Origin of the sequence: Bacillus sp. V33-4, from assembly GCF_002860225.1 — a bacterium.
In the GTDB taxonomy this organism is placed as follows: domain Bacteria; phylum Bacillota; class Bacilli; order Bacillales; family Cytobacillaceae; genus Bacillus_BJ; species Bacillus_BJ canaveralius.
In genome coordinates, this window is the sequence record NZ_PGVC01000002.1 from 36,345 (window position 1) to 56,684 (window position 20,340).

Genomic DNA, 20,340 nt, shown 5'->3' on the forward strand with positions numbered 1-20,340 from the left:
CTCTGTAATTAACATGATTCCCGAACAATTAATTCCGGTTCATATCGATAAATCTGTACTTCTTTCTCGGTGTTGGCTTTCTCAATTTTTTCTATTAGGAGCGTTGCTGCTTTTTCTCCCATTTCCAGCGTCGGCTGCTTTATGATCGTCAAAGCGGGACTGTAAATGCTGGCGAACGAAACTTCATCGATTCCCATCAATGCAAAGTCGTCCGGAATCTGCTTTTTATAGTCCCTTGCATATCGCAGTACTTCCATTAACGATAAATCGTTTCCAGCGAGAATTGCCTGGGGAGGTTTTGGAAGAGAAAACATCGCTTGCAATGATGCACTAATCTCTTGTACTTCAATTCCTCTTACGTATTCAGCTTGTACAGCGATATTCCGTTTATTTAGAGCTTTTTTATAACCTTCAATCCGTTCTAATCGTGGGGTTATTTTTTGGATAAGAGAAGTTGTAATAATCCCAATCCGTTCATATCCCTTTTTAACAAAATGATTGATCGCCAGTTCGGAAGCCTTTTCATTATTAAGAATGACTGTATCCACCGGAACATCAGGTACAATTCGGTCCATAAAAACAAGTGGATATCGGTTCTTCACAAGTGATTCATATAATTCGATATTGCCTCCCGTTGGGAAAACTATTAATCCGTCAACCTGCTTCGCCATTAACATCTCAATATATTTCTTTTCTTTCTTAGGTGAATCATCCGCATTACAAACGATCACGTGATAATCGTTTTCGTGGCAAATATCCTCTATCGTGCGAATTACTTGAGTGGAAAAGGAGTGCAAAATATTCGCAACAATTACACCAATGGTAAATGTCTTTTTTTGCTTCAAGCTTCGGGCGACAGCATTCGGCTGGTATCCGAGCTCAAGAATCGATTGTTCAATCCTCTTCTTTGTTGCCTTGCCCATATAATCAAATCGACTATTCAAATATTGAGAGACAGTACTCTTCGAAACATTCGCATGCTTCGCAACATCTGCCATCGTAACTTTTCTCATCTCAATGCTCCTTTTTTCATAAACCGATTTACTAAACCGGTTTAGTGATATTATAAATAAAATGAAAGCGCTTTTCAAGATAATTTTTTCCCTTCTGATTGACGATTCTTGATATTTCATTTGTCCCACAGTCGTACAAGTCGCTTTGTCCACCCCCTAAAGTAAAAAGAAACCTTGGACGGCAATGAAGCCAATCAAGGTTTCTATAAAAGTTATTTATAATTTAGGAATATCAATGTTGTTTCCTGGTGATGCGCTAAAGAAAATCTCTGGAATGTCAGGGTTATTTTTTTCAATTTAAATACTTGAATTTTGAGTCAGCCCCTTGTTGTTGATTACATTAAAAACCATCAAAAGTTAGAGCTAACGAGGGTTAGTTGTATTCATATTCATATATGTCAAAGATTTTTATCCTTCAATAATTTTTTTTGGTCTTTCTCCTTCAGTTATAAGCCCCAAATTCTTGTACTCCCAAATGATCTGTTGCTCATATGAATCTACTTCAGACAAGTCATCATAATTGTATTCGATATTAAAATCTCCGGTATGGTCAAGTGTGAATGTTAGATTTGTCCATTTTTCTTGTTTTTGGTTACCAAACTCTTCCCAAATTTCAGTAAAACAGTCATATAGTTCATCTTCTAACTGCTCAAAGTCATCCTCTTGAAGATTAAATTTCTTTACGATATCAAGACTATAGACAGGCACGGTTTCCCCTTCTGGATAAAAATAGAAATATATTTGTCTTGAATCTTCACTGACTTCTGCATAAAGGTATATTTTTTCCCAAGGTACCGGAATCATGTTATTCAGTATTTCAACCGCATTTTGATACAATTGTTCCATTCCCTTATCGTCCCTCTTTATTTTACTTTAACATCATCTCCAGTTTATCAAGCTCTACAACAAGGGGCTCTTCATAGCTTTCAATTAAATTAGTGTCAAAGTATGCCCGCAAAGCCCCTTTTATCTTAGGATCTTTACTTAAATCCCCATAGTTATTTGCATCTATTGTTTCCAATAAATCTTGTAATCTCTTTAAAAGCGTGTCTAAAAATGGGTGTTCCCTTTGTTTCTTTTTTGCAATAACAAGATCTATAACCCTTTCGACTTGATTTCTAAGTTGATCCTTTGGTTCATTTTCCATTACATATCTCCGTTTTAAAGTTCTGGATAACTTCTAATTTCTTAGGAAGAATGAAAGAGCGCTTTGGAACTGTGCCCTATAAGATTTCGTGTTGAATAAGAACTTTCTTATTTCACTTTATATACTCGGCTTCCCATCTTTCTTGTTTTTCAACAGGACCAATTTGGGAAAGATCCTCATAGCCATAATTTATTTTCATCTGACCTGTGTTATCTAGAATAAAAGTTAAATTCGTCCACTGTTCCTGTTCTTGTATTTTAAATTCTTCCTGCAATTCAGAAAAAAATCCATACAGGTCATTTTCTAATTCATCAAACTCATTTTCATTAACAACAAATTTCTCAGTAATATCAAGGCTATATATTGGCTCAACACCTGATTCAGGATAATAATAGAAGAAAACTTTTTTATAGCCTTCTCTTAACTCAGCGTATAAGTAGATTTTATTCCATTCTTCAGGGATCATATTCACTAATGTGTTCGCAATTTGCTGATAGAGTTGCTCCATTTTCTTAGTTTCCATCTTGCGTGCCTCCTGTATAGTTAGTTAGCCTATCTGAATATTTTTTACCATCTATTGTATAATTAATTTTAAACGCACTCGGTCGCAATGATTGGCCTTCATATATCGGTTTTACTTTAATATTAACATCTTTACCTTCTTCTAAAGCCTTTTTCCAGGCATTCTCTAGCGTTTTATATTCGCTCCTATTTAGTGTAGCATTCATAGGCACTAAATTGTCAATTTCACCAGACCCTTTAAAAATACTTGCTATTAAATGACCCCCATCATCATTAGATAGTCTATCGTTTCCACCAACTGTTCTTTGGGCATGAAGATTTCGGTTGGCTTTCCCTAATTCTAGTTTAGCTTCAGCAACCGTTATACGCCCATTACCATCAGTAGTATATTTATAGCCTTCACTCGTTGTATACTCTACATTTGGCTTTAACGCTTTTTTACGATTAACTTTTGTATATTGTTCGCCATACTCAACTTTATCAATATCCTTTTTCGCAACCCCAACCGATTTCTCAATCTTCGAACCATTCACCATCCGCATTACAGATTCCTTAGCATCCGCAAATGCTTCTCTCATCGAACTCTGCACTCGGGCATACCCGGCAAGCTGCGGTTGCAAGTACGTTGGTACAGGCAGGTCGCCTATCTTTTTAAAAGCTTTGTCAAACCATAATTTTGTTACCGTTAACGGTCCCCTGACCACATGATTGTATACTACTTTAAAAGCATCGGAAACCTTCTTCGGATTAAACACATTGCGCATTTTGATGAAGACTTCCGAATTTTTAGCGAGGGATGATAGTCCACTGATGGCAGCTGTGCCAGTAAGAGCTTTTCCTCCCTTAATGGCAGATTTCCCAACGACCCCGACCACCTTTGCCGGCGGGAAGAGGGTAGCTAAAACCATCCCGGTCGCAAGAGCTCGTTCTCCAGCCGACAGCTTTTTACCTGTGACCGGGTCATATTCGGCGAAAATTCGCTGGACATCGTACCAGCCGACCACTTCAAGAAGAAACTCCCCGATTTCACCTGCAAGCTTTTGATCGGCGTCTCTCATCTCGCCTGCCGTCATTTTGATTAAATGTTGTGCTTCATCAAGTTTATCCTTGTATCTTCTGATCGTTTCCTTGAACTCTGCTTCAAGGTCCTGAATTCCGCCAGGCAAAACGCCAGGAAAGTCTGCCAGCAGCGAATTGAAGTGCCAGGTTACAGCGTTAAGGGCTTGACTGCAATCTCGTTCCGCTTTGCCAATCTGATCCGCGAACTTCTCCAGCTCATCTACTTTGATCTGGATCTGGGTCATGACAGGGCCTCCACTTTCCTGCGCAATTTACGGATTTCTGCCCCAATTTCACTGACAAGATCGTCCCCTAAACTATAAACCTGATTGGCTGTCTGGTTCAATTCACCTGCAATCAACTCATAGGCTTCACGGGATTGGCCCTGCCAATTAGCCGCATAACAGCCATAAGCACTTCGATAAACCGCGGCTCCGTCTTCGAAATGAGCAGCGGCTTCTATGATATTGGACTTGTAACCTTGCAAGATATCAATCATCCAGAGATACTTCTGACGTTTCGCTTTTCTCTCAAGCTCTTCTAAAAGATTTAAATCCATGGCAACCTCCTAACGTCATTCTTCCGATGGCATTAAACCATTTAATTCCATAAATTGATATTACCAAAATTACCCTCACCACTGAACCAACTTTAGTACTGATTTTAGTGGATAATTACTCTAAAAGAGCTCACCTAGATAGATCGATATTCCTAAAATAATCTCTTCATAAAAAATAAAGCAAAGACATCTGCTTGGTAGATAAATAATGCCACGGAGGTAATAAAAGACTCATAACGCCGGCCCTGGTTTACTGCGCACATAGGCATTTAAAAAACCACCAAATACATTTGGTGGTCTACTAAATTATTGATTTATGGCTTAGTATGCAGTCCAACCTGAATCTGCGGTGACTACTGCACCGTTAACAAAACTTGATTCATCTGAAGCAAGGAATAATGCTACGTTAGCAATCTCTTCTGGTTGGCCCATACGCGGGTTAAGCGCCATTCCTGGTTGTGCGCGTCTCGCACCGTATTCATTGATATTTGTCATCGAGGAACTGATATTTGTCTCAACGCCACCTGGTGCGATTGCGTTACAACGTATGCCTTGTTGAGCATACATAAAACCAGTATTTTTTGTGAAACCAATCACTGCATGTTTAGAAGCAGTATAGGCTGCACCTGCACGAGCTCCATTTAATCCGCCCACAGACGCAACATTAATAATTACACCTTTTTGTTTCTCTAAAAAGATCGGTAACACCTTACGTGTACTGCGCATTACGCTTGTTGTATTAACAGCAAAGACACGTTCCCACTCACTATCTGAAATATCCGCTGCTGGTTCAAAATTATCCATAATTCCAGCATTATTAACTAAAATGTCTAGTGTGCCATAAGTATTGACAGCTGTATCAATTAGATTTTGAATATCATCTTCTTTTGCAACATTCGCTAATACAGCTATTGCTTCTCCGCCACTAGATTTAATTTCGGCTACTGTTGCATTTGCTAAGTCTAGATTAATATCAGAAACAACAACTTTAGCTCCTTCTCTTGCATAATGTACAGCAATTGCTTTCCCATACCAGACGCTGCCCCAGTCACCACAGCAACCTTATTTTCAAGTCTCATCCTAATTCCTCCCGTGCAAATTGTTAACAAATTAAGCAGAAGAACCAACATCTATTTATAGTATAATGAAACCAAACTACAAGACTCAATCAGCAAACGAAGATCCATTTGTTGTTTAATCAACACTATGGATTACATGTGTTTAATAACCAATGATATTGAACATAGGATGGTTAGAATGTCTAAAAACTCGGCCAATATTGATAGAAGAATTAAGAAAACAAAGGCTGCATTAAAAGTATCAATCATAACATTGATGCAACGGAAGGACTTTAAGGATATTTCCATTACTGATATCGTTCAGCTGGCAGACCTGAATCGGGGTACATTCTATAAGCACTATCAATACAAAGAAGAATTATTGGAGGAAGTGATAGATGATGTGATCACGGACTTGATCGCATCCTATCGTGAACCCTATCAAAATAGCGAAACTTTTGAGGTAAGAAACCTGACATCTTCTGCTATTAAAATATTTGAGCATGTTGCAAATTACTCCAGTTTTTACACACTCATTGTGCAATCAAATACATTATCAGGTTTTCAAAATAGAATATGCAATGAGTTAAGAAACCTCGCTTTACAAGATCTCGAAGACTGTCAGCCCAATTCTAAAATTAATCGTGAACTCCGTGGCAGCTATCAAGCATATGATGTCTTTGGAATGATTATTGAATGGATAAATGACGGGTTTAAATACAGTTCGAACTATATGGCGGAACAGTTATTAGAAATTATTAAGAACAACCCTGCAAATCATATTTACAAAACCACGAGAATATAAGTAATAGATTTAAATTTCATCTCTTCTCCACCTCCCCTCGTTTTTTCAATTAAGCAGAAAAGCGATTCTGCATTAGAATCGCTTCCGTGAGCCATCAGTTTGTGCCCTTCATTGCCTTCCGTATGGTAAGGTTTGACGTTGTTGATGACATGAATAGTCGTTCTTAAATTCCATTCCAAGGGTACTCTTTTAAAATCATCGTCTAAATTCGGCAAGCCTACGTCTTGCATATCTCAAGGCCAGGCATACCTTTAACATTTTTTATACAACGGTTTCTTTTCGTTCTGTCCCGGTTGTAAAACTCCCAAATTCCCGGTGAAAATATAGGAGTGGCTGTTTAAATTCACCTAAATTTACATTCTCGACAAGCCCAATAAAAATGGTATGATCTCCGGCCACAACGGTTTTATCCACTTTACAATGAACATGTGCCAATGCGTTTTTCACGATATATGTCTTTTCTGCAGAATCACGCTCTACAAAGTCTTCAAAAAATTTGGGTGCTCCCGGTTTTGCTCCTGCTTTGGCTATGCTCGTTTGTTCATCGCTTAAAATACTTACCCCGAACTGCTGCTGTTCCTTAATTGCCTCCGTACTCGCATTTTTGGTAAATAGACTGACCATCAGCAACGGAGGGTCCATTGATATGGAACAGCAAGCACTTACTGTCGTTCCCCAAGGGCGTCCATCAACCTCTGTTGTAACAACCGTTACGCCCGCTGCCAAACGGCCCATTGATTCCTTGAATTTTTCCATAACTTCTTGCATACCAGGTTCCTCCTTATTACACTGGACATCCGGGTCCATTCAATAACTGAAACGCATCACGGCATGGTTAAAATGTACTTGTCTAGAAGGTTCCATGAGCACCATTTTCAGAGAAGCGACTCTTCGGAATTGGGTTGGACTGTTCCGACTTCCAATCCTTGCGGCAATGAATTTTTTTTCATCATGTAATAGATGACAGCTCCGACAATTGCAGACGAAACGAAGCTGACATCGACCCCGCCCAACATATTGACAAAAGGTCCAACGAACACGGTGGTGTTTGTAAATAATAATCCGATCACAACAGCTATGACCCATGCAGTCATGGCCGGGATATTAAAGCCATTCGAATACCAATATAATCCTCCACGTGTTTCGTGTAATTGTTGTGCCGAGTACTGTCCTTTAAATAGATAGTATCCAACTAGATTGATAGTTAGCCATGGAGATATGGCTACGATAATCAGAGTGACAAACGCGTTAATGATGTCGGTAATTTCATAAACAAACACAATCAGGAGAACAAGTAGAAGACCCACGATACTTACCATCACGGTAGTAATGATCCGGTTCAGCCCCCAACCCATCGTCTCCAGCCCGAGACCTGCGCCATAAAGGGCAAAGCATCCCTGAGTTAAGCTGCCAATCAATCCTACCAATAACAGAGGAAAGACGAACCATATCGGGGAAAGTTCAATAATCCCTTGCACCAGAGGGGTTTCCAGATTGGCAAACATAGTCGTTAAATAAGCTGCTGTATTCATACCGAGCCAACACCCGAAAAACATACCGCCGCCTGCTCCAAGTATAAGAGATCGGGCTTTTGTTGCGCTTGGGATATAGCGAGTATAATCATTGATCAAAGTGGCACAGGATACCGGGATTGATAACGCCACACTTGCTGACAAAAGCCAAGTGGACCAAAATCCGCCCAATAAATAGTCCCCTCCCCGATAAGTTGGATTAAAGTCAGGGAGAAAAACAAGGATTGCCAGGACAAGAATGGCTGCACAAATCCAAGCCCCAATTTTTTCAATTATAATAACCAGCGAATGACCATATATTGCGACAATACTTGTTATAATGCTGAGAATTAAAGCACAGGCGACAAGAACGGTATTTCCTTCGGGCCAGCCAAACAACTTATGTCCGCTGTAAACCAGTGATTGGGCACCGGTCCACACGGTTAACCCGTAGAAGCCGAGCGCAACGAAAATGGTTAGGCAAGCTCCTACTAATCGTCCTTTTGTGCCGAAGTGAGCCCCGCTGCTGACAGGTCCATTTGTTCCAGTTTTTTGTCCCAGTAAAGCCAAAGGCGCTATTAACAAGGAGCCAATGAAAAGCCCGATGGTATTGGCAAAAAATGCGTCCCACCATCCAAGTCCAAATACAATTGGCAGTGCACCGATAATCATAACCGAAAAACATAATTGAGCTCCGCCAAGCACAAAAAATACATTCAAAGGATTGGAGTTTCGATCGCTTTCGGCTATATAATCGATTCCACGGTTTTCCAGCGTCGTTTCATGCATCGCTTTTGCATTCGATTCCAAATTCTTGCACCGCCTTTCACATGTTTAATTTACGTTCACACCAAAAGCGTCGGGCCTGATATTCAGAGTTAGTCTTAACTAGAATAGTTGTACTTTAATGAACTACATCGTTCTAGCATTTACTTTTTTTCACATTTCTTTTCGTAATTGTGATGTCAAAATCCGGGAGGGGAATAACAGACGGTTTAAGCTTAACCAGTTTCCGATTATTTTTAACAGTTCAGCTTATTTGATGGATTAAACTCTGCATAATAGTAGCGCCAACATCTATGAAGATTTTTTTTGACAATAGAAGTGTAATTGTTTGCTAGGGAAGAATCCTGATGTCAGTTGTGAGGCTTAACTCGTAATTACTGGCGGTACAGTTGGTTTGCTGACGCTAAAACCATGCATTGCACATATTCAAAATTCGAGTATATCGGAGATGCGTTTATTTTAAATCATGGGCATACAGGCGCTTAATCTTCTGGCGTGAATCAGGGAGGTTGAGATATTGACGGATATAGTCTACCGCTTCTGAACGACTATACGATCTATAAAGTTCTGACTGGACAACAGGGGCATTTGTAGAATTGGTGTTTTCAAATAACGCGACCCTTGTAGCATGGCTGCCGCATGAAAGGTCCCAAAGGAAGTTAAAGAATTTGTTTTTCTCGCGTGCCGATACACCGGCTCCAGGTAAGTAATCTTCTAGAATCGGGCCAATTTCCGGATTATCCCAAACTTTGCTCGTGAAACGGCTAATTAATCCCTGGCCGCTTAAATCGCGGAGAATGTGCATGACACGTGGATAGTGAATAATTGATTGCAAACGTCCGGCAGTGATGAATTCGGTCGAAGGCACCAATACCCCGTTCCACAATTCAGCTTCTTCCTCGGCAGCCAGAATGTGTGCCTTTAACGAAGCGGAGTAGGAGATTACTTCCGACACTGAATCTCGCACTCCCTGGAAGGAATCCGTTCCAAGGATATCAACGATTGTTTGCGCAGCACCTACAAAAATTTCCGAACGGTACATAAGACGTGCTAGTATATGCCAGTGACATAGAGCACAGGATTCTCTGTATAATCCCAATAATTTGGTGTTTCTAAGGCTGAAGATATATTCGCGAGGAATGAATACATGATCAAAAATCATCATATTATCCAGCTCTTCGCCGAATGAATCAATTGGATGATCCTCAAAATTTGAATCCGGTGAAGTCGTTGGCTCCCTTAGTACCAACGTCAAGCCTGGCGAGTTAATGGGAACAGCACACCAAAGAGCTGCATCCGGGTCCAGGTTCGGGGATGTGGCCGTCGACACTGTTGCAAAGTGGCCCTGGACTCCTACCGAGCCACAAGGTTTTGCCCCGCATAAAATGACACCGTCAGGGAGTTCTTCAACAACTCTTAACGTTCCCTTTTTTTCGCTGGGCGGCAGATTTTTATCTGTTTGGACGTCTGGAATCAAATCTGCGCTCATGACATTATGTTTTTGACTAAACTCTACAAACTCTCGCACATTTTCGGCGTACTCCGGATTTTCTTTTTCAATTTTATCAATGATGGATAGAAATCCCATCGCCATCATGGAACCATAATCATTCGGACGTCCAAAAACACCAAAGGTATGGTACGTACTTAAACGAAGCATTTCACGCCGATGTTTGAGGTCTTCTTTTGTCGTTGGCACCAGCCAGCCAGTGCTGTACCTTTTGCCATCCTCAGGGTTAATAAAAGTTGTTATATCCCGGGTTTCAGGGTCGAATTGTGAATCATAGACCTTCGCCAGGTTGTCAATGCCGCGTTTCAGGGCAGGGTGGGTGGTCACATCATGTATTAAATTCCCATGGGCATCAATTACTCTTCTGCCATCCCTCAGGCTTTCTTTATACTGTTCACCTGTCATCAAATGTGGTTCTTGTCCCTTGCTCAAGACTTCTCTTAATTTATTCGTTGTCGCAATAACGGCCATTCCTTTAAACCCCTTTCACTGAATCTAATTTTAACTCCGGAATCTGCCCTTCATAATACGGAAGCTGATCAACTCGTGGTATGTAGCTTCCATCGTCCACACATTTTTTTACATGGAGTGCAATCTCCTCCAACGTCGCAAACCAAACATCGCCTTTCTGCTGCATATATTGAATCATTTTATCGACGGCGACACATCTTGCGAGTCTTCCTGATACAAATGGATGCCATACAGATATCCACATCCCGCCATGTTCCCAGGCAGCATCAAATTCTGACAAAAACACCTCCATGGCACGCTGTGGGGAGTTTATCGGCATGACATAACCCAATTCCGAATTATGTGTGTATTGGGGCCAATCATCCATTGCCCAGTGGGTCGGCAATTCAACGATTTCACCTGATTTCCCTTTTAAAATATAGGGAATATCATCACCCATTAAAGTAGAATCATATAAAAAACCTTCTTTGGCCAAAAACTCCAGTGAGTGTTTGGAGAAATTATACATTGGGGCTCTCCATCCCCTTGGTCGTTTCCCTGTAAATTTTTCGATTACATCAATCCCGCGATGAAGCCAATACAATTCTTCTTCAGCTGATAATTCATTTGGATGTTCATGCAAGTAGCCGTGATGAGCAATTTCATGGCCATCATTAAGGATTAATTCTACCGTTTTTGGATACCTTTCAATGACCCAGGCCGGGATAAAAAATGTCTGTTTTAGGTTATATTTTTTATACATATTAAGAATTCGGGGTATCGCAATTTCATCATATTTTAGCCATGACATGGTTGAGATCCTGGTATCTGCTGTGTCCGGGTGGGCCAGATGAAGGATACTGTCTGTATCCATATCGAAGGTAATAGCAATGGCACATTTTGCTCCATTTGGCCATGGAACAGGATTTTTAATCATTTAATTTCCTCCTTCCTATTCTCCATCGGGTACTACTGCAATTGCTTCCACTTCTATCAACAGATCCTCAAAGGCAAAACCGGCAATCCGTATGGCAGTTCCTACGGGACCAGGGTCAGCAAGGTACTCCATCCGTACTCTCGTCATCTTTTCCCAGAATTCAGTTGCTTCGTTTTCGTCTTCATCAAATACATAGTAGGTGTTTAATTTGACAATATCTTTCATATCGGCCCCTGCCTCGTTGAGCACCTTTCGAATATTTTCGAACACATTTCGTGTCTGGACTTCAATATCACCTACACCTATCGTCTTGCCATTTTCATCCGCCGAAATTTGACCTCCTACAAAGATCAAATTCCCGACTTTCCATCCTTGCGAGAACGGTACAGGCATGCTCCAATCCCAATGATTTTTAGGCATGATTCTTGTCTTTTCCATCATTTCACCTCATCATTTTTGAATACGTTTTGGCTTAAGGAAACGTCTTTTATTGGCCACTTAGGATTTCTATAATGGATCACCCCCTTAAATAAACTGAGATACCGTCCGCCCGATTTCGAAAATAAAGAAGCCATAACTATCCAAGCTTAATTATTTTCACTGTCCTCACTCTGGCTTTTTAAATGAAATTCAACGATTACTATTTTCTGTACCGTCTGGACGGTTGGTTTTTAACTTTTGGACTAATTATACCGTCCAGACGGTATAAACGTCAACGATATAATTTAAATATTTCGAATTTTTAGTAAGAAAAAAATTTAACCTTTTGGTTGGCTTTATTTGTTTGTTTTAGATGTTACTCATTAAGATTAAAAGTTTATTATTCCTGTTGTTTCATTGCATCCTTTGAACATTTATTTTCAGGAAACCAAAAAAAACAGTCCATCTTCAATGGACTGCGTGTTCTATATATTAAGAACTGTTCTGCTTAAAAAAAAATTTGATAACTTTACATCTGCCTGTCTGGCTCTTCTCCCAGGCCTTCCATTTTAGTAAGTTTAATTAAAGTTTCCAGTATTTTTTGTCGAAGTTCTCCCTGTGGAGGATTGAGCCCAAGCAAATCTGCATACCATAAGCCGTCTACCGCCAAAAATACGATATAGCCGAGAATCAAGTCATTATGATCATTTTCTATTTTTTGATGCCACTCCACATAACGTTCGCGCCAGGATTCAACCCATTCTGAATTAGATAACATGGTAGCAAGTAAACCGGAGCTCATCAGAAAGCGCAGGCCTCCCTGTTCAAAGGACGAGTTAGCAAAGCCGCGAAGCCATTTACCTGGGTCATTTTCTTCAAGTGCAGCGTGCTCCTCAATATGATTATTCGATAATTCCATCACATAGTTAATCATTTCCTTAATTAAGGTGTCTTTAGTAGGAAAATGGTATAGTAATCCTCCTTTACTCATTCCCGCTTCTTTTGCAACGCCTTCAAGGGTTAAATGTGAAACCCCCTCTCTTCCCACTAGTTTGCATGCTTCTATCAATATCGTTTCACGTGTTGTAATAGATTTATTTGTACTCACAATTAGCCTCCGATTAAATAATTTACGAATCATTAAGTTCTTTGTAAAAACCCACTTTATGGGAAGTCCTATATTAATGATAACGTAAATTAATCAATAATCAACTAATTAGAAAACGGTTTCTTGGTCTAATTTGTTAACTAGTAAAGATCTGCCGCTGCACTCATTACGAAAACAACAAAAAGCGATTGCAAGAAAACATGGGACAAACCCGTGTTTTCTTCTAAATCATTCCGTTTGTTCTAATCACTTTTTTATACCAATAGAAACTCTCTTTTGGAATGCGGCGCAGTTCTTTTAAGTCAAATTCTTCGCGGTCAACATAAATAAAGCCGTAACGCTTACTTGAACCTTGATGTGTAGAAATGGACCTTTTCCATCCGTTTCCCATGCCCCTTCAACTTGATAAGCTGATGTTGAAGAGCCCCAGAAAAAACTCTTCGGAAATGGTTTTAGTTTGATGTGTTCCATATGTTTTGCTCCCTTTTGACGTAGTTGCCAATGTTTTATGTTCTATTACTGCATAGGTAAATGTTTGTTACACGTAAACACAATTGTATGGCCTGCTGCAAATAGTGGGCCAGAGCCCGCCCGATGAATAAAAAGCCCTTGATATTCAAGGACTTTATTTTTCGGCATAGTTAAACGGTTCCTAACCAGTCTGTTTACGCTGGAGAAGCACCCACTATTTTAGTTTGTATTCATATTGATCCAATATCCACTGTGGCAGTTCCATTCGAGCCGTCATTAAAGGGTCGACAACCTGGCAAATGCGTAGATCACCAACCAATGATAACAGCATTCCAGCTTCATCCATTTCAAGGCCAAGCTGCTTGACTAAAAACTGATGCATGTTGACGGTTGCTAATTTTGCTGCGTCATCCAATGTTTGCGCAGAGGCAATTGTTATTACTCTGTCTTCACTAACCAGCATTGGCAACGGAAGGGATTCCCCTTTTATAACATCCATTTTGACTGTTACTTCCCCTGGAACTTCCAGGCCGCATATCACAATCTCACCATCAGCCATAACCGCATGTAAATCACCCATGGATAGCAACGCGCCAGACACGTTCACTGGTAAATACAATGTTGAGCCTTTAATAATTTTCTTGCAATCCATGTTCCCGCCGTGAGCACCCGGGGTTCCAGTAGGAATTTCTTCGTCTCCAGGTGCAGTGCCGATGACTCCGATCATCGGTTTAATGGGAATATGAATCTTGTCATTGAAAATGGCTTTCCCATCATATATCGGAATGATTTTTGTCGTTTCGCCCGTTACGATATCCCCTAGAACGCCAAGCTTAGGGGCAGTCGTCATGACTCCTTTACTATCAATCTTGATATCGATAATTGTTACTTTTAAAATATCCTCAGGCTCCGCCCCCTCGACAAATAATGGGCCTGTCGCGGGGTTAATTTTATCCCATCCGACTGAGCTAAAAGGCTGGTCTTCCTGCTGAATTTGATTACTGAAGCAGTCATAAGTTTCAAAAATGACCGTAGTCCCTGCTTCCACCTTTTTTACAGGTGCATTTTTTGGCGACATCTTAAGGATAGCTTGCTCTTTAGCAATAATCTCCATGATTGATGCTCCTTACTTTGTTTTTAGATAGCTTTATAGACGAAACTATTACTTAGAAAAGCCTTCCACCTCATCTATCACGACATGAATATAGTAAACACTCAGCTTCATTATCCAGCCGTTAGAGTATAAGCCACTTTTCCATCTGCACCAACATCTATCAACGCTCCTCTAAGCAGGCCTTGGTCATAGTCAGTCCCGGCATTTATACAAACGGTTCTTCCTATCGTGGTGACCCCGCGGCTTTCATGAACATGGCCATGTAAGGCAACCAATGGTTGATACATTTCAATTGCTTCGCGAACGGCTTTGCTGCCTGCTGGTGCAGTTGCCAGCGCATCTCCATCAAGCACTGGCTTTAATTCGGAATCATACAACGTCCCTTGATCCAAATCTGTGTCGTAAGGCGGTATATGAATATTAAAAATACATTTAGCCATGTTTTTAACTTGAGAAGCTAACTCATTGATTTTTCCAGCCAGTTCTTCCTCACTGAACTCGCGTGGATACTTAAATACACTTGGTTTACCGCCACCAATAGAAAGGATTTCAAATCCATTAATCTCGATGATGTTGCCATCTCCATTTTGAAGATAACTTCCAGAGTTAAGAAACTCATCCAGATAAAAATCGTCTACGCTTCCCGGAATGATAATACAAGGAATCCCTGCGGCTTGGTATCGTTCATCAGCCAACTTAATCCACTGTTTCAGAACTTCGATTTGCTTCTCTTTAATAATCCTTTCCGCATCGTTCTCATTTAATCTATTTAAATCTGCTTCTGAGATTACCAATGGATAAAATCCGGCATTCCGTAAATTTCTTTCCAGATCCGGGATTTCACTGGCCTTTTTCACTTTCACTGTCGAACCATAATACGTACACGTATATACCCCGGACTTTTCCACAATCGGTACAACCATTTTTCCTGTAAAGTCCCCGCCATACATGACTAAATCAGCATTATAGAACTTGCCGGCATTAGTGAATTTCCGAAATGCGGTTTCAGCGCCATGCAGGTCGCCTGCATAAAATATCTTCAATTTCTCCTCACCCCGTATCGCTCTTATTATTTTTAAAAGACTATCAGTCAGAAGGTATCTCCTGGAATTGGATATCGATATCGATGCCTTTTTTAGCATGCGAACGTTTCATAACGAAATAGATGACAATCGGGATCAACATTAACAAGAGGGATACAACAATCATCGTAAATGGCAAATCGCCTCTAAAGAATGGGATCAGGAGATAATAACAAATAGACACGCTGATCGCCAATGTTAACCAACCTAAAATGGTCACCAAATGCATTCCCAAAAATTTAGTCTTAACAATCGGCGGCGAGGAATTAAACAATACTTTCTTTCGGGTTGAAAAAACGATCCCGGCAATTCCTAAGAAAATCCACGCCAAGAACCAGGTGAAAATGGTGTAAGCGATATTTGCAGTCCATGACGGAACGAAAATATCGAGCATCAGAAAAACCCAGGCGGCTGCGATAATCGTTTTCAACGCATACGTCGGTGAATTTGTCTTTGGATTGAGTTCCATAAATTTTTTAGGAATTAATCGGTCAAATGACCAGGCAACGAAGTTACGGGACGGGCCGAAGCCTAATCCAGCCGCTGAACCAAATGTGGCAATCGCGAAGCATATCGCAATTAAAAACACGAAAATAGGACTCTTTGTCATAATACCAATCATGATCGTGATAAAAGGATCATAACCTGCAAATGGATAAGCCTCATGCCCGGCATTATAAAGATAATATAAGCTGTTTGACCATACGTCACCAAAGTTAATATAAGTCATGCCATAGAAAACAGCCCATATCACCATTAATATAGCTAGGGAACCAAACAATGCAAGCAACTGAGATTTTTGGACATTACGAACTTCTCCAGCCAGATTTGCTCCAAAGGTTGAACCTAATGTATTTAGAATGATATAAGTTGATCCAGCCATGAAGGTGGCACCAAAAAGAAATTCTGTAGTAAAACCATCTTGTTTAGCAATAGTAATGACATCGTCATAGTTTAAGCCTGTTAGTTGAGTAAAATTTGCTGCAAAAGTTCCTTGCCCGGTTACGAGGTTTGCGATAATAAATACTACAGCTCCCAAAAGTGTGGCACCTAACGTGATATAAGCCAAGCGCACCATCCACTTTGTTCCTTTGTAATAAATATAGTAGATAAACAGCAACATGGCTGTTCCGATGAGCGCATGCATGTAATTACTGTTAAAAAACTCAGCATAGCCAAGCCATGTCGCATCATTGCCATTAATCAGCGCAATCGAATAGAAGAATTCTACAATGGACCATTTTATAATCCAATTCAACAGAATTCCTGTCCACGAGATTGAAGTAAAGGTAATCATAAAACTCGCCATTAAGCCCAGTGACGGATGCAGAATACGGCTAATATAGATATATTCACCGCCTGACCTTGGCATGGATACGGAAAATAACCAATATAACCCTGCAATAATAAACATTTGTGATACAGCTAAAATAGCCCAAACCATATGTGCCCCCGGATACAAAAATGGAGCCCACATAATGTATACGAGTGCAAACATTAACCCCGGGTTTGCAGCTGAGTAGATCATCGTATCGATTGGACTGATTTGCCGTGCGATGCCACCGCTTGATTTCTGTTCAAACAACGCGAGACCAGAATTAGACATGTTTTCCCCCTTCTCTCCATATGGTTTTCTCATACATTTCAGGCACCCAAAGAGACTATATCTGACACATCCATTACGACTTGTTGCAGCAACAGGGTTCCAAAAGTTGCGACACTCCAGTATTGTTTCGCTACAATCACCTCCTTGCTAAAATAAGAGAAATATTTTTTAAATATTTTGAAAATTAATCTCAAAAAAATATTCTTCTTCATCTAAGCAGGTTCAAAACGTTTTTTACCGATTCAGCTGAAATGTCCAAGGCTAGTTTTTCTTCAGCTGTTAGCGGTAATTCAATAATACTTTCTATGCCGTTTCCGCCAAGAATCGCAGGAACTCCAAGATATATATCTTCGTAACCGTATTCTCCCTCCAAATATGCTACGGAAGGAAGAATTCGCTTTTTGTCTTTCACTATCGCTTCTGCCATTTGGACAATTGAAGCGGCAGGGGCATAATAAGCACTTCCCTGGCCAAGCAATTTAACAATTTCTTCTCCGCCTTTACGGGTTCGTTCAACAATCGCAGCAATTTTTTCTTCTGATAAAATTTTTTCTAAAGGGATTCCTCCTGCATACGAATAACGAATTAAAGGAACCATTGTATCTCCATGGCCTCCTAAAACAAAACCCGAAACATCTTCAACCGAAATATTTAACTCTGCGGCGACAAATGCAATAAACCTGGCAGTATCCAGCACCCCGGATTGACCGATCACCCTGTTTTTCGGAAAGCCGGTCGACTTAAAGCAAATATATGTCATTGCATCTACTGGGTTGCTAAGTACTAAAACATAGCTTTCAGGAGCATAGTAAGCTATCTGTGCTGACACTTCAGCCATTATTTGTGCATTTGTTGCAGCGAGATCGTCCCTGGTCATACCCGGTGTTCTTGCAATCCCGGCAGTGATAATAACTACATCTGCATCGCTAATATCTTCATAATTGCAGGTTCCTGTAATAGCATAATCAAACTTTTGTATCGGTCCTGTTTCTAACAGGTCTAGCGCTTTTCCTTTTGTAGGGTTCTGCAAAGAGGGAATATCAACAAGCACAATATCGCCAAGCTCTTTTTGTGCAATCATTAACGCGATCGTGGTGCCTGTATATCCCGATCCAATCACTGCAAACTTTTTCCGTTTAAATGACACGTTTGATCCCCCCTTTCCCCAAAAATATTGAACCCTATTGAAATGATAACTGGTTCCATCATTGCTGATTTTGATTCTTCTATTGCTCAGCGTTTTCCGTATCAGCTGATTGTTTGTCAGTCTGTTCCCGTTCGTTTTTTAACTGTTTAACTTCATTTTTGTCTTCGATCAATTGACTCGTGTCGATATCGGGATGAGGAATGACATTAAAGGCGACTAGTGCTTTCGTTCTTTCCGCCACTTTTTTGCCCGATTCAACAGCAGACTGCACAGCACTTACATCACCTTCTACCAATATAGTTACCAGTGCCGCGTCTACCATTGACTGTTTGACAAGGCTGACATTTGCATTCTTTAACATCGCATCCGCTACTTCGATCGAAGCTGCCAATCCCCTGGTTTCCACCATTCCTAACGCTTTAGTCACCGTCCTCACCCTTTCGTGTATCAATTGCATCAATAATTCCGATCACTAATGCATCTATGGGTAACCTATTATCGTCTGAGTACGAAGCAGGGGAACCTTTCGTAACCATTACTTTATCCCCTAACCCGGCTCCGATCCGATCTACTGCAACCAATGCCGGCTCTCGTGGATTATCACGGTCTAACAGATCAGGCTGGATCACCAAGAACTTTAATCCTGTTAATCCTTCCTCTTTTCGTGTTGCCCAGATGTTGCCTACCACTGTACCAATGATCATGAGTCACTCCCCTTTTAGCCTCTGCCATCGATAATTTTTATGTCCTTCTCTTTTGCGGTATCTCGTGCCAAAGGAGTGATGATCGTATCATGATGAACATGTATACAGTCCTCTTTCCACCGATCAATTATCTCTTTCGTTAGTAATTTCTCATCAAAGTTGATAAATTGCTTTCCGTCGGAAGAACGAGACAACTGCTCTTTTTCCTCTGGGATAATTGATTTCAACGGATAAAAGTGAACCCCAAAATCTTGTAATCGTTGATGATAATCTAATAACTGCGTCATATATTTGTTGTTTACCGTTTGATTGTCATGGGGTTTTAGAATCCACGATAAAGAGTTGTTCGGAACAAAATCAACATGGAATCCTTGAGACATCAATTTGGAAAATAACAAGCTCTCAGGTGTATCAATAATGCCTAATGCTCCCTTTACAAGTAAGTCCTGATTCACGTCCAAAAAAACCGCTTGGCAGGTCGAACAGGGAATATCACTGCTATCAGGCTGCCTCTCGATGACATCCCAATGCGATTTGAGCTCCTCTATCTGCTCCTTGTGTTGCTGCAGATCCTTAGCAATGACAAGAAGCTGCTGCTTTTTCTGCTTAGCCGATTCCATTCTCCGGAGGACTGCGATGACAATTTCTTCAACATCATATTGATTGGTCATATGTCAACCCCGCTTTGACTAATCTCCCTTTCTGGCCATTTTTTATCGCACCAGCGTTTGCTTCATCTGTATCAATATGCATTTCTAATATGAATTTAGGCGATACACGAATACGCACCCGTTCGAACGTGATCGGACGCTCCTCATTAGAGATTTCTACCTTTACATAGTCGCCGTCGTGCAAATCAAGGTGATGCGCATCAGCTGGTGGCATATGAATATGAGCCTGGGCGATGATCAATCCTTCGTCCAAATAGATACTTCCTTTTGGTCCGACAATTGTTACCGGGGAGGAGCCCTGAATGTTTCCTGACTCACGGATCGGCGGATTCACCCCGAGCCGGATCGAATCTGTTCTACTTATTTCAACTTGTGCCGCTCTTCTTAACGGTCCGAGGACTCGAACCTTCTCGATGCTCCCGCGGGGCCCTGCGATGGTTACCGTTTCATTTGCAGCAAATTGGCCTGGTTGTGATAAATCCGACTTCTTTGTTAGCTGATACCCTTTCCCAAACAGTTTTTCTAAAGCCATCCCACTCAGATGACAGTGGCGCGCTGAAACGGCAACAGGAATAGCTATTGTGTCATGCCTTCTCTCCTCTAATTTTCGTAACACTTCTTTTACAATTTGTTGTGAGTCAAGTTTGATCATCTCATGAA

The 20,340-nt window shown here is 40.7% G+C and carries 21 protein-coding genes and 3 pseudogenes; 1 reads left to right on the plus strand and 23 read right to left on the minus strand.

Going from position 1 to position 20,340, the window contains the following annotated elements:
- Positions 1 to 8: 8 nt before the first annotated feature.
- From CVD23_RS00660 to CVD23_RS00690, 7 genes and pseudogenes are all read right to left on the minus strand, one after another.
- Positions 9 to 1,013 carry a substrate-binding domain-containing protein gene (locus tag CVD23_RS00660; RefSeq protein WP_101664885.1) on the minus strand — a complete coding sequence of 335 codons (1,005 nt, stop codon included), beginning with the start codon at positions 1,011 to 1,013 and terminating at the stop codon, positions 9 to 11.
- Between the two features lie 408 nt (positions 1,014 to 1,421).
- Positions 1,422 to 1,859 carry an antitoxin YezG family protein gene (locus CVD23_RS00665; protein ID WP_101578094.1) on the minus strand — a complete coding sequence of 146 codons (438 nt, stop codon included), beginning with the start codon at positions 1,857 to 1,859 and terminating at the stop codon, positions 1,422 to 1,424.
- Positions 1,860 to 1,881: 22 nt separating this feature from the next.
- Complete coding sequence (locus tag CVD23_RS00670; RefSeq protein ID WP_101578095.1) at positions 1,882 to 2,160, minus strand: hypothetical protein; 279 nt, start codon at positions 2,158 to 2,160, stop codon at positions 1,882 to 1,884.
- 112 nt (positions 2,161 to 2,272) lie between these two features.
- Positions 2,273 to 2,683: an immunity protein YezG family protein gene (locus CVD23_RS00675; RefSeq protein WP_101578096.1), complete on the minus strand. Its 411-nt coding sequence runs from the start codon at positions 2,681 to 2,683 to the stop codon at positions 2,273 to 2,275.
- Positions 2,673 to 3,986 carry a DNA/RNA non-specific endonuclease gene (locus tag CVD23_RS00680; RefSeq protein ID WP_101664701.1) on the minus strand — a complete coding sequence of 438 codons (1,314 nt, stop codon included), beginning with the start codon at positions 3,984 to 3,986 and terminating at the stop codon, positions 2,673 to 2,675. The genes CVD23_RS00675 and CVD23_RS00680 overlap by 11 nt, the downstream gene beginning before the upstream one ends.
- Positions 3,983 to 4,300 (minus strand): DUF5082 domain-containing protein, encoded by a 318-nt coding sequence (locus CVD23_RS00685; protein WP_101578755.1) that lies wholly within the window; start codon positions 4,298 to 4,300, stop codon positions 3,983 to 3,985. Before CVD23_RS00685 ends, CVD23_RS00680 begins: the two co-directional genes overlap by 4 nt.
- A 321-nt stretch (positions 4,301 to 4,621) precedes the next feature.
- Positions 4,622 to 5,379 (minus strand): annotated as a pseudogene (locus tag CVD23_RS00690) (SDR family oxidoreductase).
- 178 nt (positions 5,380 to 5,557) lie between these two features.
- On the opposite strand from CVD23_RS00690, the gene CVD23_RS00695 reads away from it, so the two are divergent.
- The gene (locus tag CVD23_RS00695; RefSeq protein ID WP_101664703.1) at positions 5,558 to 6,163 is read left to right on the plus strand and encodes a TetR/AcrR family transcriptional regulator; all 606 of its coding nucleotides are present in this window, start codon (positions 5,558 to 5,560) and stop codon (positions 6,161 to 6,163) included.
- 261 nt (positions 6,164 to 6,424) lie between these two features.
- Here the strand turns inward: CVD23_RS00695 and CVD23_RS00705 are convergent, their stop codons facing one another.
- The 16 genes and pseudogenes from CVD23_RS00705 to CVD23_RS00780 all read right to left on the minus strand — a co-directional run bounded on the left by CVD23_RS00705 (position 6,425) and on the right by CVD23_RS00780 (position 20,332).
- The gene (locus CVD23_RS00705) at positions 6,425 to 6,931 is read right to left on the minus strand and encodes a flavin reductase family protein (RefSeq protein WP_180955456.1); all 507 of its coding nucleotides are present in this window, start codon (positions 6,929 to 6,931) and stop codon (positions 6,425 to 6,427) included.
- A gap of 107 nt (positions 6,932 to 7,038) precedes the next feature.
- A complete protein-coding gene (locus tag CVD23_RS00710; protein ID WP_101578750.1) occupies positions 7,039 to 8,484 on the minus strand; it encodes a purine-cytosine permease family protein in 1,446 nt (481 codons plus the stop codon).
- Positions 8,485 to 8,914: 430 nt separating this feature from the next.
- Complete coding sequence (locus CVD23_RS00715) at positions 8,915 to 10,441, minus strand: 4-hydroxyphenylacetate 3-hydroxylase N-terminal domain-containing protein (protein ID WP_101664707.1); 1,527 nt, start codon at positions 10,439 to 10,441, stop codon at positions 8,915 to 8,917.
- Between the two features lie 4 nt (positions 10,442 to 10,445).
- Positions 10,446 to 11,357: a polysaccharide deacetylase family protein gene (locus tag CVD23_RS00720; protein WP_101664709.1), complete on the minus strand. Its 912-nt coding sequence runs from the start codon at positions 11,355 to 11,357 to the stop codon at positions 10,446 to 10,448.
- A gap of 15 nt (positions 11,358 to 11,372) precedes the next feature.
- A complete protein-coding gene (locus CVD23_RS00725) occupies positions 11,373 to 11,795 on the minus strand; it encodes a RidA family protein (protein ID WP_180955458.1) in 423 nt (140 codons plus the stop codon).
- Positions 11,796 to 12,306: 511 nt separating this feature from the next.
- Positions 12,307 to 12,885: a TetR/AcrR family transcriptional regulator gene (locus CVD23_RS00730; RefSeq protein WP_180955460.1), complete on the minus strand. Its 579-nt coding sequence runs from the start codon at positions 12,883 to 12,885 to the stop codon at positions 12,307 to 12,309.
- Between the two features lie 223 nt (positions 12,886 to 13,108).
- Positions 13,109 to 13,252, minus strand: a pseudogene (locus CVD23_RS00735) (family 1 glycosylhydrolase); the annotation flags it as partial.
- A 38-nt stretch (positions 13,253 to 13,290) separates the two neighbouring features.
- Positions 13,291 to 13,356, minus strand: a pseudogene (locus CVD23_RS22745) (hypothetical protein); the annotation flags it as partial.
- A gap of 214 nt (positions 13,357 to 13,570) precedes the next feature.
- Positions 13,571 to 14,470 (minus strand): acetamidase/formamidase family protein, encoded by a 900-nt coding sequence (locus tag CVD23_RS00745; protein WP_101664715.1) that lies wholly within the window; start codon positions 14,468 to 14,470, stop codon positions 13,571 to 13,573.
- A gap of 110 nt (positions 14,471 to 14,580) precedes the next feature.
- Complete coding sequence (locus CVD23_RS00750) at positions 14,581 to 15,513, minus strand: metallophosphoesterase family protein (protein ID WP_101664717.1); 933 nt, start codon at positions 15,511 to 15,513, stop codon at positions 14,581 to 14,583.
- A gap of 43 nt (positions 15,514 to 15,556) precedes the next feature.
- Positions 15,557 to 17,158, minus strand: a complete 1,602-nt coding sequence (locus CVD23_RS00755; protein ID WP_180955461.1) for an APC family permease — start codon at positions 17,156 to 17,158, stop codon at positions 15,557 to 15,559.
- A 208-nt stretch (positions 17,159 to 17,366) separates the two neighbouring features.
- Positions 17,367 to 18,305, minus strand: coding sequence for a malate dehydrogenase (gene mdh, locus CVD23_RS00760; RefSeq protein ID WP_101664721.1), 939 nt, complete (start codon positions 18,303 to 18,305; stop codon positions 17,367 to 17,369).
- Positions 18,306 to 18,384: 79 nt separating this feature from the next.
- Positions 18,385 to 18,732: a BMC domain-containing protein gene (locus tag CVD23_RS00765; RefSeq protein ID WP_101664723.1), complete on the minus strand. Its 348-nt coding sequence runs from the start codon at positions 18,730 to 18,732 to the stop codon at positions 18,385 to 18,387.
- On the minus strand, positions 18,725 to 19,009 hold the full coding sequence (locus CVD23_RS00770) for a EutN/CcmL family microcompartment protein (RefSeq protein ID WP_101578739.1): 285 nt from the start codon (positions 19,007 to 19,009) through the stop codon (positions 18,725 to 18,727). Before CVD23_RS00770 ends, CVD23_RS00765 begins: the two co-directional genes overlap by 8 nt.
- Before the next feature lie 14 nt (positions 19,010 to 19,023).
- On the minus strand, positions 19,024 to 19,680 hold the full coding sequence (locus CVD23_RS00775) for a hypothetical protein (protein ID WP_101664725.1): 657 nt from the start codon (positions 19,678 to 19,680) through the stop codon (positions 19,024 to 19,026).
- Positions 19,664 to 20,332, minus strand: coding sequence for a phosphate propanoyltransferase (locus CVD23_RS00780; RefSeq protein WP_101578737.1), 669 nt, complete (start codon positions 20,330 to 20,332; stop codon positions 19,664 to 19,666). The genes CVD23_RS00775 and CVD23_RS00780 overlap by 17 nt, the downstream gene beginning before the upstream one ends.
- Positions 20,333 to 20,340: the final 8 nt, after the last annotated feature.